A 17,096-nucleotide genomic window follows, 5' to 3' on the forward strand; every position below is an offset into this window, starting at 1 on the left:
ACGGCCTCATTTCTCGCTGCCGTCCAGATCAGATGCATCGCTCTCTGGGCTAAAATCTTGTGACGACACTATCTAGGGACGGGTAACCACTTTATTGAAGTTTGCCTGGATGAGCAGCAGCGCGTGTGGGTGATGTTGCATAGCGGATCACGCGGCGTGGGTAACGCCATCGGGACGCTGTTTATCTCGCTGGCGCAACGGGATATGCAGCAGCACATCGCGAACCTGCCGGACAAAAACCTGGCCTATTTCAAAGAGGGGAGCCAGCACTATGACGACTACATGAAAGCCGTGTCGTGGGCGCAGGACTTTGCCCGTCATAACCGGGAAGTGATGATGTCGCGCGTACTGGCCGCGCTGTCACGTATCGTGACGAAGCCGTTTATCACGCAGCAGGAAGCGGTGAATTGCCACCATAACTACGTGCAGAAAGAGACCCATTTTGGCGAAGAGGTGTTAGTGACGCGTAAAGGCGCGGTGTCCGCACAAAAAGGTCAGATGGGGATTATTCCCGGTTCGATGGGGGCGAAAAGCGTTATTGTGCGCGGTCTGGGGAACGAAGAGAGTTTTTGCTCCTGTAGCCACGGCGCCGGGCGTGCAATGAGCCGTACTGCGGCGAAAAAGCGCTTCACCGTTGATGACCAGATTCGTGCGACCGCCCATGTCGAGTGCCGTAAAGACAGCGAGGTTATCGATGAAATCCCGATGGCCTATAAAGACATCGACGCGGTGATGGCGGCGCAGGCGTCGCTGGTTGAAATTGTTCACACCTTACGTCAGGTGGTCTGTGTAAAAGGATAAAAAAATGACGGAGAACGGCGTGGATGCCGCGATGTGTGAGCGTGTGCGGCAGCATTTAAAAAAGGTTGAGCAGGACTATGACGTTCGGGTGCTCTATGCCTGTGAGTCCGGCAGTCGTGGCTGGGGCTTTGCCTCACCGGATAGCGACTACGATGTGCGATTTTTGTATGTACATCCGCCGGAGTGGTATTTGCGGGTAGAGGCGCCGCGTGATGTTATCGAACTGACTATCGATGATGAGCTGGACGTGTGCGGTTGGGAGTGGCGAAAGGCACTAGGCCTGTTGAAAGGAGCCAACCCAACGCTGATTGAGTGGCTGGATTCCCCGGTGGTGTATCAACAGGACGAGGCCACCGTCTGCGTACTTAAGGCGGAAGTATCGAAATGGTTTTCCGCCGTACGGGCGCGCTGGCATTACTACTCTATGGCACGCAGAAACTTTCGCAGCTATTTGCAGGGCGATGAGGTGCGGTTAAAGAAGTATTTCTACGTGCTGCGCCCGTTGCTGGCCGTGCGTTGGGTGGAGGCAGGGAAAGGCGTGCCGCCCATGCGTTTTGCTGAACTGCTGGCGGGAAGCGAGCTGGATGCGGAACTGCGCCTGGAAATCGATGAATTGCTGGCACGTAAGCAGAGGGCGGGAGAAGCGGAATACGGTCCGCGTCTTCCTCAACTGCATGCCTTTATTCGTGCCGAAATCGAAAGGGGAAGTATCCCGCCCGTGCTGCCGGATAGCCGCGAAGGTGATGTCAGAGCGCTGGATGCGTTGTTGTACCGGACGGTTATCGGGTAGGCCCCGGATGGCGGCGCAAGCGCCTTATCCGGGCTACAAGTGCACTCGCTGTTTCCCCGGTAAGCAGACGCGCCACCGGGGAAACAACGTCTGCGATCACTCAAACAAATTATGATGCAGCTTCTGTACAACCTGCTCGGCTTCGCTGCCAGGCACCAGGAAGCACAGGTTGTGGCTGGACGCGCCGTAGCAAATCATGCGGATGTTGAACGGGTCCAGCACGCCAAACACCTCTTTGCCCACGCCGCAGGCTTTCGACAGGTCGTTACCAATAATCGCGACCAGTGCGAGGTTCTCTTCCACTTCTACACGGCAAAGTGAAGAGAGCTCGGTCAGCAGACCCTGCGTCAGCAGCGTATCGCCCGTCGACGTGGAACCGGTGGTATCCAGCGTCAGCGCCACGCTCACCTCAGAGGTGGTGATCAGGTCTACGGAAATACTGTGGCGCGCCAGAATGCCAAACACTTCGGCCAGGAAGCCACGGGAGTGCAGCATGTTCAGGCTGTGCAGCGTCAGCAGCGTTTGCTTGCGACGTAATGCCAGCGCGCGGAACAGCGGCGGATTGCTGGTTTTGTTGCACACCAGCGTACCGCCGGCTTTCGGATCTTTACTGGAACCAACAAACACCGGAATGTCACTACGTACCGCAGGCAGCAGGGTTGCCGGGTGTAGCACTTTCGCACCGAACGTCGCCATTTCGGCGGCTTCTTCAAAGGCAATCTCGTCAATGCGTTTCGCGGCAGGCACCACGCGTGGGTCGGTGGTGTAGATGCCGGGCACGTCGGTCCAGATATCGACGCGGGTCGCGTGCAGCGCTTCGCCGAGCAGGGCGGCGGTGTAGTCGCTGCCGCCACGGCCCAGCGTGGTGGTGCGACCTTTCGCTTCGCTACCGATAAAGCCCTGGGTGATGACCATGCTGTCGGCCAGGCGCGGGGCAAGCTGCTGAGTCGCCAGTTCTGCGAGCGCGGCCACGTCAGGTTCGGCACGGCCAAAGCGATCGCTGGTACGCATTACTTTACGCACGTCAAACCACTGCGCTGACACATTACGTTCACGCAGGATTTCAACAAACAGCAGGGTGGACATCAATTCGCCGTGGCTGACCAGTTCGTCGGTCAACGCATTGGAGGTCGCCAGTGAGGCCGCCTCTGCCAGGGTGGTGATATTTTCCAGCAGCCGTTCGATCTCTTCGCGAATGACGTTTGGATTCGCCAGGCGTTCCAGAATATCGAACTGAATTTTGCGAATGGCATCGAGCTTAACGAAACGCTCGCTGGCCTCAAGCCCTTCGGCAAGAGCAACCAGCAGGTTGGTGACGCCCGCAGAGGCGGAAAGCACGACCAGACGTACGCTCGCATCGGAAAGCACCACGTCCGCACTGTGGTTCATTGCATCAAAATTTGCCACGCTGGTTCCGCCGAATTTGGCGACCACGAGCGGGGAAACGGAGTGACTCATTGTTATAACCTCGTGTCAGGGAGTCTGGCGTATCACGTCAGACAAAATTATTCAGCCATGGCACAAGGGAAGAGCGAAAGGGGTAGGCGCAGAGCAATAGACAACTACGATTACACCCAGAAGTGCTCCACCACTTGTGAAACGCCCGACTGCGAACGTTTCTGGTGACAACCCAGGGGATTCAGCCCCTGTAGCCGAAGATGAATGCTGCCGTGCATTTCACCTTCTCGGCGTTGTTCCCCCTCAGGTACCGTTATCGAACCGGCTTCTCGGATACCTTACCTGGACAACGCGCCTCTTCTGGCCTGCGCGCACGCAGGTAGCGCATTAATAAATAAAGGCTAGCGGCATTGCTGTCAATGTTACGATTATGCGGATTTTTCATGCAGACGAATCAATTAGAAAAACGACTTATGTTGGACGTATTTATCGCGTGAAAACGGCTGTTTCAAAGGCGCTTCTGGACAGTGACACAAAAACCATCACAATTTTCATTCGCAGGCGCTACAATCGACCGCAGTCACAATTCTCAAATCAGAAGAGTATTGCTATGAAAAATATCAACCCAACGCAGACCGCTGCCTGGCAGGCATTACAGAAACATTACGCAGACATGAAAGACGTCACTATCGCTGAGCTTTTCGCGAAAGATAGCGACCGTTTTGCCAAGTTTTCCGCGACGTTCGATGATTTAATGCTGGTGGATTTTTCCAAAAACCGCATCACCGAAGAGACCCTGAGCAAACTGCAGGATCTGGCCAAAGAGACCGCGCTGGCTGATGCCATCAAGTCCATGTTCTCCGGTGAGAAAATCAACCGCACCGAAGACCGCGCCGTGCTGCATGTGGCGCTGCGTAACCGTAGCAATACCCCGATTATCGTTGACGGCAAAGATGTGATGCCGGAAGTAAATGCCGTACTGGAAAAAATGAAGGCATTCTCCGAAGCCATCATTTCAGGTAGCTGGAAAGGCTACACCGGCAAAGCGATTACCGATGTCGTTAACATCGGTATCGGCGGCTCCGACCTCGGCCCGTTCATGGTGACCGAAGCGCTGCGTCCGTACAAAAACCATCTGAATATGCATTTTGTCTCTAACGTCGATGGTACCCACATCGCCGAAGTGCTGAAAAATGTGAACCCGGAAACCACGCTGTTCCTGGTCGCGTCCAAAACCTTCACCACTCAGGAAACCATGACCAACGCCCACAGCGCGCGCGACTGGTTCCTGGCGACCGCTGGCGATAACAAACACGTGGCGAAACACTTCGCGGCGCTTTCCACCAACGGCAAAGCGGTGGGTGAGTTTGGTATCGATACGGCGAACATGTTTGAGTTCTGGGACTGGGTTGGTGGCCGTTACTCTCTGTGGTCCGCTATCGGTCTGTCCATCATCCTGTCCGTTGGTTTCGACAACTTTGTTGAGCTGCTGTCCGGTGCGCATGCGATGGACAAACACTTCTCCAGCACCACGCCGGAGAAAAACCTGCCGGTGCTGCTGGCGCTGATCGGTATCTGGTACAACAACTTCTACGGCACTGAAACAGAAGCGATTCTGCCGTACGACCAGTACATGCACCGCTTTGCTGCGTACTTCCAGCAGGGCAACATGGAATCCAACGGTAAGTACGTTGACCGTAACGGCAACAAAGTTGACCACCAGACTGGCCCAATCATCTGGGGCGAGTCGGGTACTAACGGCCAGCACGCGTTCTACCAGCTGATTCACCAGGGCACCAAAATCGTACCGTGTGATTTCATCGCCCCAGCGATCACTCACAACCCGCTGTCCGACCACCATCCGAAGCTGCTGTCTAACTTCTTCGCGCAGACCGAAGCCCTGGCGTTCGGTAAATCCCGCGACGTGGTTGAGCAGGAATATGCTGACCAGGGTAAAGATCCGAAGACGCTGGAACACGTGGTGCCGTTCAAAGTGTTTGAAGGCAACCGTCCGACCAACTCTATCCTGTTGCGTGAAATTACCCCGTACAGCCTCGGTGCGTTGATTGCGCTGTATGAGCACAAAATCTTTACTCAGGGCGCGATCCTTAACATCTTCACCTTCGACCAGTGGGGCGTTGAGCTCGGCAAACAGCTGGCTAACCGTATTCTGCCAGAGCTGAAAGATGACAAAGATATTGCATCTCATGACAGTTCGACGAATGGTTTGATTAACCGCTATAAAAAATGGCGTTAATCTGCGTCTTCCTTCAAACCGCAGCTGCGTAGGCTGCGTTTGTTAACCCCGGTCACATAGTTTTCTATGCTCTCGGGGATTAACAATCTTGCCGCCTTGCTGCAATTTGAATGCATTTGCAGATTACAGGTTTATTAAGCCGATATTATTATCGGCTTTTTATCGGATAATTCTTATTGTCCCCGTCTAGCCATAATTCTTCATTATGAGGTTAATCTGAAAAAGCCGAATACCCGGCTAATTCCGCAGTGTTATTTTCAGATGTTACGTATACTTCTCGGTTATTGATTTAATTGTAACTTAATGAAATATAATAATTTTAAATTAAATAAATATTAGCGAATTAGCGTCTTTATCCAATTTTCTTAAAACTTCCCGCCGCGTTTCCCATTCCGTAAATAGCCTGCTTTAGTTGTGTATACTCGTTCTCGCCTGTTTATTTCAGGCAGATCTCCATTCATTCAATGAAGGGAAATTGATATGAAAAAAGCACTGTATGGCATTTTTGCCATTACCGCGCTTGCGGCGACTTCTGCTTTTGCGGCACCCATTGAAGTGGGTGAAGCGGCAGGGTCGGCAGCGACGACTGTTTCTGCGGGTAGCTCCTCAGCAACAAGCGTTAGCACCGTGAGTTCCGCGGTGGGTGTTGCCCTTGCGGCAACCGGTGGCGGTGATGGCTCCAATACCGGAACCACGACCACCACGACCACCAGTACTCGATAACCGCGAGTACTTTAATCATAACCACACTTCGGTGTGGTTATTTCGTCCCCCTCTGGAGAAGAGTCGTGAAGCGACCCGCAATCATCCTGATTTGCCTGCTGATTCAGGCCTGTTCATCCACCACCAAAGGGCTGGGCCATTCGCTCTGGAACAGCGTGTTCGGCACACCGGGCGTCCAGTTAACGGATGATGAGATCCAGGACATGCCCTATGCCAGCCAGTATGTGCAGCTCAATGGCGGACCGCAGCTCTTCGTCGTGCTCGCCTTCTCCGAGGACGGGCAGCAGAAATGGGCGACGCAGGATCAGGCCATCTTCGTCACACAGCACTATCGCATCGTGAAAACTCTGACCAACGGCGACAACCTGCTGGAGGTGAATAACCTGGCGGCGGACCCGCTGGCCAACCCGAATCAAATTATCGATGGCGCGAGCTGGACCCGCACGATGGGCTGGACGGAACACAAACAGGTACGTTACGCGACGGCACGCTCGGTCTTCCACTGGAATGGTTCTGACTCGGTCACGCTGGGCAGTGAATCCACACACGTCCGGATCCTGGATGAAGAGATAACGACGGATCAGACCAGCTGGCGTAACCGTTACTGGGTGGATGAAGACGGATTGATTCGTCAGTCGGAACAGTATCTGGGGGCGAACTGGTTCCCGGTTAAAACCACGCTGGTTAAGGCGGCAAAATCATGAGGATCTTATCCGCTACCGCGCTTTTACTCTGCATTGCCTCTTCGCTGGCGCAGGCCGCTGGCAACGTCAATGTCTACATCGCTGGCGACAGCAAGCCTAAAACACTCACCAACGCGGCGCATTTGATTGACGTCGTTGGGCAGCCTCGTCTGGCGCAAAGCTGGTGGCCGGGTGCCGTCATCAGCGAGCGACAGTCCACGGCCGTCGAAGAGCAGCGCCAGCAGGCGTTGCTGGGCCGCCTGAGCGCACTGGCGGCGGAAGAAGATGGCGATGATGCGGCGGCGATAAACAGCGTGCGCCGCCAGCTCCAGGCACTGCGCGTGACGGGCCGACAGCTGGTGAATCTCGACCCGGATTATGTGCGCATTAAAACGCGCGCCAACCCGCCGTTGCAGGGGGAATACACTCTGTGGGTCGGGCCGCCACCCACATCCGTCACCGTGGTGGGCCTGGTCAGCCAGCCGGGGAAAAAACCCTTTACCCCTGGGCGCGACGTGGTGAGTTATCTCGATGAGATGGGCCTGCTAAGCGGGGCGGAAAAAAGCGACGCCTGGTTAATTTATCCCAACGGGCGTACCGAGAAAGTGCCGGTGGCGTACTGGAACCGACGCCATGTTGAACCTATGCCGGGCAGCGTGATTTTTGTCGGCTTTGCGCCAGGGTTATGGGGCGATCGCTACGAAGTGCTGAACGCTGACATTCTTCACTCACTGACGCATCGGATACCGGAATAATAATGAAAAAATCGTTTGTCATCAGTGTCCTGACGCTGGGTGTGAGTGCCGCCTGCCAGGCCGAAACGTATCCGGCACCTATTGGGCCTTCGCAGTCCGATTTCGGTGGCGTTGGTTTGCTGCAAACCCCCACGGCTCGTATGGCCCCGGAAGGGGAAATCAGCCTCAACTATCGCGATAACGACCAGTACCGCTACTATTCAGGCTCCATACAGCTTTTCCCGTGGCTGGAAACCACGCTGCGTTACACCGATGTGCGAACGCGTAAGTACAGCAGCGTGGAAGCTTTCTCCGGCGATCAGTCGTACAAAGATAAAGCCTTCGACCTGAAAGTGCGTTTATGGGAAGAGGGGTACTGGCTGCCGAAGGTAGCGGTGGGCGCGCGCGATATCGGCGGTACCGGCCTGTTTGACGGCGAGTACATTGTGGCGAACAAAGCCTGGGGACCGTTTGATTTCTCCCTCGGCCTTGGCTGGGGATATCTGGGGACTTCCGGCAATATCAAAAACCCGCTGTGTACCTACGATCAAAAATTCTGCTATCGCGATAACAGCTATAACCAGGCGGGCTCGGTGGATGCCGGGCAGATGTTCCGTGGCCCGACGGCGCTCTTTGGCGGGGTGGAATACCAGACGCCGTGGCAGCCGCTGCGTCTGAAACTGGAATATGAAGGCAATAACTATCAGCAAGACTTTGCCGGCAAGCTGCCGCAAAGGAGCAAGTTTAACGTCGGCGCGATTTACCGGGTGGCAGACTGGGCAGACGTTAACCTGAGCTATGAGCGTGGGAATACCTGGATGTTCGGCTTTACCCTGCGCAACAACTTCAATGATCTGCGTCCGCACTACAACGATAACCCGCGTCCGAAGTATCAGCCGCAGCCGCAGGATGCGATTATTCAGCACTCCGTGGTGGCGAATCAGCTGACCTTGTTGAAATACAACGCGGGGCTGGCCGATCCGCAAATTCAGGTGAAAGGTGACACGCTGTATGTGACCGGGGAGCAGGTGAAATACCGTGACTCCCGCGAAGGCGTCATCCGCGCAAACCGCATCATCATGAATGATTTGCCGGAAGGCATCCGCACGATCCGCGTGACGGAAAACCGCCTGAATATGCCGCAGGTAACCACGGAAACCGATGTCGCCAGCCTGCAGCGCCATCTCGAAGGCGAACCACTGGGACAGGAAACGGAGCTGGTACAGCAACGCGTTGAGCCGATTGTTCCGGATGCGCCGGAACAGGGCTGGTATATCGAGAAATCGAGCTTTGATTTCCATCTCGACCCGGTGCTAAACCAGTCCGTCGGCGGCCCGGAAAGTTTCTACATGTACCAGCTTGGGGTGATGGCGACCGCCGACTGGTGGTTGACCGATCACCTGCTGACCACCGGCAGCCTGTTCGCCAACATTTCGAACAACTACGGTAAATTCAACTACACCAACCCACCGAACGATTCGCAACTGCCACGCGTGCGTACCCGTGTGCGTGAGTATGTGCAAAATGACGTCTATGTGAACAACCTGCAGGCCAACTACTTCCAGTACCTTGGCAATAATTTCTATGGGCAGGTGTATGCCGGTTATCTGGAAACCATGTACGGCGGCGCGGGGGCGGAAGTGCTCTGGCGTCCTGTCGACAGCAACTGGGCATTTGGCGTTGATGCCAACTACGTGAAACAGCGTGACTGGCGCAGCGCGCAGGACCTGATGAAGTTTACCGATTACAGCGTGAAAACCGGGCACTTATCGGCCTACTGGACACCGCCGTTCGCGCAGGATGTGCTGATTAAAGCGAGCGTCGGGCAATATCTGGCGGGCGATAAAGGCGGTACGCTGGAAGTGGCGAAGCATTTCGACAGCGGGGTGGTTGTCGGGGCGTACGCCACCATCACCAACGTGTCGCCGCAGGAGTACGGGGAAGGGGACTTCACCAAAGGGGTCTATGTGTCGATTCCGTTGGATCTCTTCACCTCCGGCCCAACCCGCAGCCGTGCGGCCATCGGCTGGACGCCGCTGACGCGTGACGGTGGCCAGATGCTAGGCCGTAAGTTTGATCTCTACAGTATGACCAGCGATAAGAGTGTGAATTTCCGTTAATTCCCGGATGACGGCGTAAACGCCTTATCCGGGCTACGACTGGGTGTGTAGCCCTGGTAAGCGCAGCGCCATCGGGGATGTTCCCGGATGGCGGCGTAAACGCCTTATCCGGGCTACGACTGGGAGTGTAGCCCTGGTAAGCGCAGCGCCATCGGGGATGTTCCCGGATGACGGCGTAAACGCCTTATCCGGGCTACGACTGGGTGTGTAGCCCTGGTAAGCGCAGCGCCATTGGGGATGTTCCCGGATGGCGGCGTAAACGCTTTATCCGGGCTACGACTGGGCGTGTAGCCCTGGTAAGCGCAGCGCCACCGGGGGTCTACAACCGCCGCAACAGCTTCGCCGGATTTCCCGCATATACCCCTTTCTCGGTAATCGATTTGGTGACCACGCTGCCCGCACCAATCACCACGCCATCGGCAATCGTCACCGCCAGGATGGTGGCACCGCTGCCAATCGACACATCGTTACCCACAATAATTCGCCCCCAGCTTTCCCGATCCGGGTTGGGTTTGCCTTCGCGGAACATGTCGTTGGCGAACATCACCCCGTGGCCGATAAAACAGCGCTCGCCAATGGTCACGTACTCACAAATAAAAGTGTGCGATTGAATTTTGCTGCCTTTACCGATGTGCGTATTCCCCTGAATTTCCACAAAAGGCCCGATGAAAAGGCCCTCCGCCAGTTCGCAGTCATACAGATTCACCGGATCAACGATCACCACGTTTTCACCGCAGGTGACATTGCGGATTGCCGCCTGTCGAATGTTTGCGCCCATTGTCGCTCCTTAAATGGCTTTGCCCAGAATATGCAACGTGCTTTGCTGCGAAGCGGTACTGAATACGGTGTCGTGCAAGTGTGTAAGCCCCTGGCGTTCTTAGAAACGCCGGGCCTGCACGTTGGCCTCCAGCACCTCCAGCCAGAGAAAACGTTCACCGTGCTCCCGCGCGCGGCGGATGACGTCCTGAATCACCGTTTCCCCATAACCTTTGCCGGTCGCCTGCGGCAGAAAATAGAGTTTATGCAGTAGCGTGCCTGCCGGCCCTTGTAGGGAGGAAGCGACGTGCCAGCTGAATTTAGCAAAGCCGACGGGGGTATTATCGGTGGCGGCAATCAGCCAGCAGCAAGTCTCGTCCTGCAAACTCTTATGCAAAACGGGCAGGGAATATTCCTGTGCGAGAAAATTCGCCAGCTCTTCTTTTTCCTGCCACAAATGGGCGAAATGATGGGTGTAGCTGGCATTCGCCATATCGTGGAGCAGCGCGGCATCACTGACCTGCGCCTTATAGATTGTAAGCATTACGTTTTTCACTCCCTGTTACTGTGCTTGCAGGGAGATATGTCATCACGAGATGGCACAAAATATAAGCAAAGAATCTAGATCTGGATCACACTTTTGCGCTATACAGAAAGCTCGCCACTGAGAATGAGGTGCCGGTATGACCATGCCATCGCTAACTGTTCGTCCACGCGTTGAGTTTATCTCCACCGTTCTCCAGACCGTGTTGAATTTGGGTTTGCTGAGTCTTGGCCTGATTCTGGTTGTCTTTCTGGGCAAGGAGACGCTGCATCTGGCGGATGTTCTTTTCGCGCCTGAACAAACCAGCAAATATGCGCTGGTGGAAGGACTGGTGGTCTATTTTCTCTACTTTGAGTTTATCGCGCTGATTGTGAAGTACTTTCAGTCAGGTTTTCACTTCCCGCTACGCTACTTTATCTACATTGGGATCACCGCGATTGTGCGGCTGATCATCGTGGATCATAAAGCACCTATGGACGTGCTGATCTATTCCGGCGCGATCCTGCTTTTAGTGATCACCCTGTGGCTGTGTAACTCTAATCGTCTGAAACGTGAGTAAAAAAATGGCGGCCCGAAGGCCGCCTAATAACAGTCACAAGTTAACTCGTCATACTTCGTGTTGCAGGTGCGTTGGCGGCGCTCGTTTACCCCAGTCACTTACTCCAGTAAGCTCCCGGGGATGCTCTCTCTTACCGCCTTCCTGCAACCCGAATTATTTAGAGTTTCGGGTCAATGTTCCAATGAGGACTACAGTGGCATATATACTCGTCATACTTCACGTTGCAGATGCGTTGGCTGCACTCGTTCACCCCAGTCACTTACTCCAGTAAGCTCCCGGGGACTCTCTCATTTGCCGCCTGCCTGCAACGAGAATTATTTAGGGTATAACGATGAAAATTAACCTTTTACACCGCCTGCGGTAAGGCCGTTAACCAGCCAACGCTGCGCAAGCAGGAAGACAACCGTAATTGGAATCGCTGACAGAACCGCCGCCGCGGCAAAATCGCCCCACAGGTAATTTTGTGGGTTGAGGTATTGCTGCATACCTACGGCCAGGGTGTAGCTATTCACATCGCGCAGCAGCAACGAGGCCACTGGCACTTCGGTGATGGCGGCGATAAACGACAGAATAAACACCACTGCCAGAATCGGTACTGATAGCGGCAAGAGCACCAGACGGAATGCCTGCCATGGCGTTGCGCCATCCAGCGCCGCCGCTTCTTCCAGCGAGTTATCGATCGTTTCGAAATAGCCTTTAATCGTCCAGACATGCAGCGCAATGCCGCCCATGTAGGCGAAGATCACCCCGCCATGGGTATTCAGGCCGATAAACGGAATGTACTGGCCCAGTCGGTCAAACAGGGCGTACAGCGCAACCAGCGACAGCACCGCCGGGAACATCTGGAAAATCAGCATCCCTTTCAGCAGCGTGGCCTTGCCGGGAAAACGCATACGGGCAAAGGCATATGCGCAGGTGGTTGAGAGCGCCACCACGCCAATGGCAGTGACCGCCGCGATCTTAATGGAGTTCCACAGCCACAGCAGCACCGGGAAGGGCGGCGGCGTCACGCGGCCATCGGCGTGCTCGACGCTAAAGCCGAGCGCCAGTTTCCAGTGCTCCCATGAAATGCTTTCCGGGATCAGGCTCCCGGTGGCGAAGTTACCTTCACGCAGGGAGATGGTTATTACCATCAGCAGTGGGAACATAATTGCGGCGATAAACACCAGCAATAACAAGTGGGTAACGAATAATCTGAGCTTTTGCGATTTTGCCTGGACCATAGCCATAATCATCGCCCTCCTTAGTCAAATTTCATGCGTGTAGCTTTCAGGTTGATGATGGCAAGTACGCCCACCAGCAGGAAAATCAGCGTGGCGATAGCGGCGGCGAGGCCAAAATCTTGTCCACCGCCGCCTTCAAAGGCGATGCGGTAGGTGTAGCTGACCAGCAGGTCAGTGTAGCCGGCAGGCGTGGTGGTGCCGATACGGTCCGGGCCACCGTTGGTCAACAGCTGAATCAACACGAAGTTATTAAAGTTAAAGGCGAAACTGGCGATCATCAGCGGCGTAAGCGGCTTGATCAGCAGCGGGAAGGTGATACGGAAAAAGTTCTGGAACGGCCCGGCGCCATCCATTGCCGAGGCTTCATACAAATCGTCCGGAATGGCTTTCAGCAGCCCCATGCACAAAATCATCATGTACGGATAACCGAGCCAGGTGTTGACGATAATGATCATCGAACGGGCGGTGGTCGGGTCGCTAAACCAGGCCGGTTTGATGCCAAACAACGCGCTCAGCATCATGTTGATCTCACCGAAGCTCTGGTTAAACAGCCCTTTGAAGATCAGAATCGAGATAAACGACGGCACGGCGTACGGCAGAATCAGCAGCACGCGGTAGATAGCTTTGCCTTTCAGCGACTCCCACTGCACCACGCAGGCCAGCACCATGCCGACGGCGACGGTCAACACCACGGTCAGCAGTGAGAAGACCACGGTCCAGACGAAAATCTCGATAAACGGCTTCTGGATACCTTCATCGGTAAAGACGCGCATGAAGTTATCCCAGCCGATGGTCACGGTGTAACCCGGGCTGAGTTTGTCATCGCCCCAACTGCCATCCGCATTGATCTGCTGGTAGAAACCGGCGGTGTTATTGGGACGATATTTCACGCCGCTCTGCTTGTTGGTGAGCGTGCCGTCCTCCACCAGTGCATACAGCGGCGTGGTGCCGGAGAACTGACGCAGCGAGCTCATCACGACGTTGCTGCCGTCTGGCAACACGGCGGTAAGCTGGTTGAGCGCTGTGCGATTTTGCGTGATGACGCGCAGGTTGCCGCGTTCGCCCTCAGGCAACGCAGCGGCGTCTTTTACCGGAATCTTTTGCTCGCCGCCCAGTTTGAAGGCGTTCGAGAGGTAGTTTTTGCCGCTTTCACCATCGGTCAGCGCCAGACGCCATTCCTCACCTGCCGGGAATAACGAGAAGTTATAGACTTTACCTGCCTGATAGGAACGGTCCATCAGCACCTGCTGCGCGCGTTCTTGCGTGAGCTGGTGGACGCTGCTGTAGTTGGTGAAGGCGATGGCGATAGTACAAATCAGCGGGAACAGAACGAACAATCCCATCCCGGCAAGGCCAGGATAAACATAGCGCCAGGCGTAGGCTTTACGGTTGGCGAAAATGTACAGGCCAGCGGAGCTTAAAATCAGTGTCGTGGTGGCGAAAAGGTATTCCCCTTGTGCATACATTAAAACAACAAGGTATCCCACCAGTAAGCCCAGCAGACCTGTCACTGACCATTTCAGCGCGTCGCTTTGCCACCAGTGCTTCTTTTTAATGACATCCATGGGAAATTTCCTCTTTACACTTTATCCTTCGCGCTACCTCTTTGTTGGCTGCGGAAGCGCACCCCAGTCACTTACTTATGTAAGCTCCTGGGGATTTGCCTCCTTGCCGCCTCGATGTAGCGCGAATGATTTCGTGTAACAACGTATTCAATATTTTGTAGGCCGGATAAGGCATTTATGCTGCCATCCGGCACATGTGCTACAGCCTTACTTGGTGATACGACCTTGTGCATCTTTCAGTGCGGCATCCACAGTCTGACGACCGCTCGCTGCGTTGATTACCGCAGTACGTACGGCATACCAGAACGCGGACATCTGCGGGATGTTCGGCATGATTTCGCCTGTCTGGGCGTTCGCCATGGTGGCCGCAATACGTGGGTCTTTCGCTAACGTCTCCTGGAAGGATTTCAGTGCCACTGCGCCCAGCGGTTTGTCTTTATTCACTTCATCCAGACCCTGATCGGTCAGCAGGTAGTTTTCGAGGAACTCTTTCGCCAGTTCTTTGTTCGGGCTGGCGGCGTTAATACCGGCACTCAGCACACCCACGAACGGTTTGGACGCCTTGCCTTTAAAGGTGGGCAAAGAGGTGACGCCGTAGTTGATTTTGCTCTTATCAATGTTGGCCCACGCCCACGGACCGTTGATGGTCAGCGCGGTTTCACCTTTGTTAAACGCGGCTTCGGCGATGGAGTAATCCGTGTCCGCATTCATGTGTTTGTCTTTGATAAGCTTAACCAGGAAGCCCAGGCCTGCTTTTGCGCCCGCGCAGTCCACGCCCACATCTTTCACGTCGTACTTGCCGTCGGCGTATTTGAACGCGTAACCACCGTCAGCGGCAATCAGCGGCCAGGTGAAGTACGGTTCTTGCAGGTTGAACATCAGCGCGCTCTTACCTTTCGCTTTCAGCTCTTTATCCAGAGCCGGGATCTCTTCCCAGGTTTTTGGCGGGTTCGGTACGAGGTCTTTGTTGTAAATCAGCGACAGGGATTCCACGGCGATCGGGTAGGCGATCAGCTTGCCGTTATAACGCACTGCATCCCAGGTGAACGGGAACAACTTGTCCTGGAAGGTTTTATCCGTGGTCACTTCCGCCAGCAGGCCAGACTGTGCATAGCCGCCGAAACGGTCATGTGCCCAGAAAATAATGTCCGGGCCATCGCCAGTCGCCGCGACCTGTGGGTATTTCTCTTCCAGCTTGTCCGGGTGCTCAACGGTGACCTTAATACCGGTATCTTTCTCGAATTTTTTACCCACTTCGGCCAGGCCGTTATAGCCTTTGTCGCCGTTGATCCAGATAACCAGCTTACCTTCTTCAATCTTTGCGAGGGCAGAAGCGGAGAACATCATCGTCGTCAGTGCGGACAATGCGAGGATGCGTGCGCCTGTTTTGAATTTCATATATCCCGTCCTTTAGGTGATGTGCTCGTGGATATTTTGGGTGGTCTAACGGGGTGTAGTCTCCTTTGTTGGCAAGCGCTTCTCATCCTCCTTAAACCTACGCCCCAGGGGGGATTTGTGTGATCTCTGTTACATAAAGTTTCTTTATGTGTGTCAGCGCACATAAAAACCGACCGTTTTTTGCAACCTGTGTCACGAAAATCGCCCCAGCCCCCGGTGGGCGTGGTCAGACTCGTCCCTCTCATCCTCCCGTCTCCTCCCCCATAAAAAACAAGGGGGGTGGAGGATTCGCCAGCGTTTTCAATGGCCCATAGTCAGCCCAATCTTGAATGTATCCGTAAGTGACAAGTTGTAACGAAGGGAGAGGGCATGGCGAACGTACAGCTGCGTAATGTAACGAAAGCCTGGGGCGACGTTGTCGTATCAAAAGACATCAATCTCGATATCCACGAAGGCGAGTTTGTGGTGTTTGTCGGTCCTTCTGGCTGCGGTAAGTCAACGCTGCTGCGCATGATCGCGGGTCTGGAAACCATCACCAGCGGCGATCTCTTTATTGGTGACGTACGGATGAATGACGTGCCTCCTGCCGAACGCGGTGTGGGAATGGTCTTTCAGTCCTACGCGCTCTATCCACACCTTTCCGTGTCGGAAAACATGTCGTTTGGCTTCAAGCTGGCCGGTGCCAAAAAAGAGGTGATTCAGCAGAAGGTGACGCAGGTTTCTGAAGTCCTGCAACTGGCACATTTGCTGGACCGTAAGCCGAAAGCGTTGTCCGGTGGGCAGCGTCAGCGTGTGGCGATTGGCCGTACGCTGGTGGCGGAACCGCGCGTCTTCCTGTTGGATGAACCGCTGTCCAACCTGGACGCCGCACTGCGTGTGCAGATGCGCATTGAGATTTCGCGCCTGCATAAGCGCTTGGGTCGCACGATGATTTACGTCACCCATGACCAGGTGGAAGCGATGACGCTGGCCGACAAAATCGTGGTGCTGGACGCCGGACGTGTGGCGCAGGTGGGTAAACCGCTTGAGCTTTACCACTACCCATCAGACCGCTTTGTCGCCGGGTTTATCGGCTCACCAAAAATGAATTTTCTGCCGGTGAAGGTAACCGCCACCGCCATTGAACAAGTCCAGGTCGAGCTGCCTAACCGCCAACGGGTCTGGCTGCCTGTCGACAGCGCCAACGTGCAGGTCGGCAGCAATATGTCACTCGGTATTCGCCCTGAACACCTGCTGCCCAGCGACATCGCCGATGTCACCCTGGAAGGTGAGGTTCAGGTCGTCGAACAGCTAGGCCACGAAACGCAAATTCACATCCAGATCCCCGCCATCCGTCAAAACCTGGTCTACCGCCAGAATGACGTGGTGTTGGTAGAAGAGGGGGCCACATTCGCTATCGGCTTGCCGCCAGAGCGCTGCCATCTGTTCCGCGAGGATGGTACGGCCTGTCGTCGGTTACATAAAGAGCCGGGCGTTTAAGGCTTCCCATTAAAAAGAAAACGCCAAACGCCTTCGCGGTTGCAGCCAACGAAGAGGCAGCCCGAG

13 protein-coding genes, 2 pseudogenes and 1 riboswitch are annotated in these 17,096 nt (G+C 55.0%); of the genes and pseudogenes, 9 read left to right on the forward strand and 6 right to left on the reverse strand.

Translation table 11 applies throughout. The annotated features are described in order from the left end of the window. Positions 1 to 72: 72 nt before the first annotated feature. A pseudogene (locus ACSZPU_RS03625) lies at positions 73 to 801 on the forward strand (RtcB family protein); the annotation flags it as partial. 4 nt (positions 802 to 805) lie between these two features. Then, complete coding sequence (locus ACSZPU_RS03630; RefSeq protein WP_498995567.1) at positions 806 to 1,591, forward strand: nucleotidyltransferase domain-containing protein; 786 nt, start codon at positions 806 to 808, stop codon at positions 1,589 to 1,591. A gap of 96 nt (positions 1,592 to 1,687) precedes the next feature. Here the strand turns inward: ACSZPU_RS03630 and lysC are convergent, their stop codons facing one another. Then, positions 1,688 to 3,049, reverse strand: a complete 1,362-nt coding sequence (gene lysC, locus ACSZPU_RS03635; RefSeq protein ID WP_498995569.1) for a lysine-sensitive aspartokinase 3 — start codon at positions 3,047 to 3,049, stop codon at positions 1,688 to 1,690. 112 nt (positions 3,050 to 3,161) lie between these two features. Further along, positions 3,162 to 3,357, reverse strand: a riboswitch (Lysine riboswitch). A 242-nt stretch (positions 3,358 to 3,599) separates the two neighbouring features. Here lysC and pgi point away from each other — a divergent pair. From pgi to ACSZPU_RS03660, 5 genes are all read left to right on the forward strand, one after another. After that, on the forward strand, positions 3,600 to 5,246 hold the full coding sequence (gene pgi / locus ACSZPU_RS03640) for a glucose-6-phosphate isomerase (RefSeq protein ID WP_498995571.1): 1,647 nt from the start codon (positions 3,600 to 3,602) through the stop codon (positions 5,244 to 5,246). Between the two features lie 480 nt (positions 5,247 to 5,726). Continuing rightward, positions 5,727 to 5,969: an exopolysaccharide production protein YjbE gene (gene yjbE, locus ACSZPU_RS03645; RefSeq protein WP_498995574.1), complete on the forward strand. Its 243-nt coding sequence runs from the start codon at positions 5,727 to 5,729 to the stop codon at positions 5,967 to 5,969. 65 nt (positions 5,970 to 6,034) lie between these two features. Beyond that, positions 6,035 to 6,673: a YjbF family lipoprotein gene (locus ACSZPU_RS03650; protein ID WP_498995576.1), complete on the forward strand. Its 639-nt coding sequence runs from the start codon at positions 6,035 to 6,037 to the stop codon at positions 6,671 to 6,673. Then, entirely contained in the window at positions 6,670 to 7,407 is a 738-nt protein-coding gene (locus tag ACSZPU_RS03655) for a capsule biosynthesis GfcC D2 domain-containing protein (protein ID WP_498995578.1), read from the forward strand. The genes ACSZPU_RS03650 and ACSZPU_RS03655 overlap by 4 nt, the downstream gene beginning before the upstream one ends. A 2-nt stretch (positions 7,408 to 7,409) precedes the next feature. After that, positions 7,410 to 9,506, forward strand: a complete 2,097-nt coding sequence (locus ACSZPU_RS03660) for a YjbH domain-containing protein (RefSeq protein WP_498995580.1) — start codon at positions 7,410 to 7,412, stop codon at positions 9,504 to 9,506. Positions 9,507 to 9,825: 319 nt separating this feature from the next. Here ACSZPU_RS03660 and ACSZPU_RS03665 read toward each other — a convergent pair whose 3' ends face one another. Then, positions 9,826 to 10,284 (reverse strand): acyltransferase, encoded by a 459-nt coding sequence (locus ACSZPU_RS03665; RefSeq protein WP_498995582.1) that lies wholly within the window; start codon positions 10,282 to 10,284, stop codon positions 9,826 to 9,828. A 9-nt stretch (positions 10,285 to 10,293) separates the two neighbouring features. Next, positions 10,294 to 10,806: pseudogene (locus ACSZPU_RS03670) on the reverse strand (GNAT family N-acetyltransferase). A 145-nt stretch (positions 10,807 to 10,951) separates the two neighbouring features. Between ACSZPU_RS03670 and psiE the strand changes: the two are divergent. After that, entirely contained in the window at positions 10,952 to 11,365 is a 414-nt protein-coding gene (psiE, locus tag ACSZPU_RS03675; protein ID WP_498995629.1) for a phosphate-starvation-inducible protein PsiE, read from the forward strand. A gap of 338 nt (positions 11,366 to 11,703) precedes the next feature. On the opposite strand, the gene malG is transcribed toward psiE, so the two are convergent. The 3 genes from malG to malE form a co-directional block, all read right to left on the reverse strand. Continuing rightward, positions 11,704 to 12,594: a maltose ABC transporter permease MalG gene (malG, locus tag ACSZPU_RS03680; RefSeq protein ID WP_498995584.1), complete on the reverse strand. Its 891-nt coding sequence runs from the start codon at positions 12,592 to 12,594 to the stop codon at positions 11,704 to 11,706. Between the two features lie 14 nt (positions 12,595 to 12,608). Further along, positions 12,609 to 14,153, reverse strand: a complete 1,545-nt coding sequence (gene malF / locus ACSZPU_RS03685; protein WP_498995586.1) for a maltose ABC transporter permease MalF — start codon at positions 14,151 to 14,153, stop codon at positions 12,609 to 12,611. 207 nt (positions 14,154 to 14,360) lie between these two features. Then, complete coding sequence (malE, locus tag ACSZPU_RS03690) at positions 14,361 to 15,551, reverse strand: maltose/maltodextrin ABC transporter substrate-binding protein MalE (RefSeq protein WP_498995588.1); 1,191 nt, start codon at positions 15,549 to 15,551, stop codon at positions 14,361 to 14,363. Between the two features lie 369 nt (positions 15,552 to 15,920). On the opposite strand from malE, the gene malK reads away from it, so the two are divergent. Continuing rightward, positions 15,921 to 17,030, forward strand: a complete 1,110-nt coding sequence (malK, locus tag ACSZPU_RS03695) for a maltose/maltodextrin ABC transporter ATP-binding protein MalK (RefSeq protein WP_498995589.1) — start codon at positions 15,921 to 15,923, stop codon at positions 17,028 to 17,030. Positions 17,031 to 17,096 lie beyond the last annotated feature (66 nt).

It is taken from the genome of Phytobacter sp. V69 (assembly GCF_965644215.1).
GTDB lineage: Bacteria > Pseudomonadota > Gammaproteobacteria > Enterobacterales > Enterobacteriaceae > Phytobacter.

Excerpts from the sequence above, each read along its gene's own strand:
- malF (WP_498995586.1), bottom strand. The coding sequence starts at position 14,153 with ATGGATGTCATTAAAAAGAAGCACTGGTGGCAAAGCGACGCGCTGAAA.
- psiE (WP_498995629.1), top strand. The coding sequence starts at position 10,952 with ATGCCATCGCTAACTGTTCGTCCACGCGTTGAGTTTATCTCCACCGTT.
- ACSZPU_RS03660 (WP_498995580.1), top strand. The coding sequence starts at position 7,410 with ATGAAAAAATCGTTTGTCATCAGTGTCCTGACGCTGGGTGTGAGTGCC.
- ACSZPU_RS03655 (WP_498995578.1), top strand. The coding sequence starts at position 6,670 with ATGAGGATCTTATCCGCTACCGCGCTTTTACTCTGCATTGCCTCTTCG.
- pgi (WP_498995571.1), top strand. The coding sequence starts at position 3,600 with ATGAAAAATATCAACCCAACGCAGACCGCTGCCTGGCAGGCATTACAG.
- ACSZPU_RS03630 (WP_498995567.1), top strand. The coding sequence starts at position 806 with ATGACGGAGAACGGCGTGGATGCCGCGATGTGTGAGCGTGTGCGGCAG.
- malE (WP_498995588.1), bottom strand. The coding sequence starts at position 15,551 with ATGAAATTCAAAACAGGCGCACGCATCCTCGCATTGTCCGCACTGACG.
- malG (WP_498995584.1), bottom strand. The coding sequence starts at position 12,594 with ATGGCTATGGTCCAGGCAAAATCGCAAAAGCTCAGATTATTCGTTACC.
- lysC (WP_498995569.1), bottom strand. The coding sequence starts at position 3,049 with ATGAGTCACTCCGTTTCCCCGCTCGTGGTCGCCAAATTCGGCGGAACC.
- ACSZPU_RS03665 (WP_498995582.1), bottom strand. The coding sequence starts at position 10,284 with ATGGGCGCAAACATTCGACAGGCGGCAATCCGCAATGTCACCTGCGGT.
- yjbE (WP_498995574.1), top strand. The coding sequence starts at position 5,727 with ATGAAAAAAGCACTGTATGGCATTTTTGCCATTACCGCGCTTGCGGCG.
- malK (WP_498995589.1), top strand. The coding sequence starts at position 15,921 with ATGGCGAACGTACAGCTGCGTAATGTAACGAAAGCCTGGGGCGACGTT.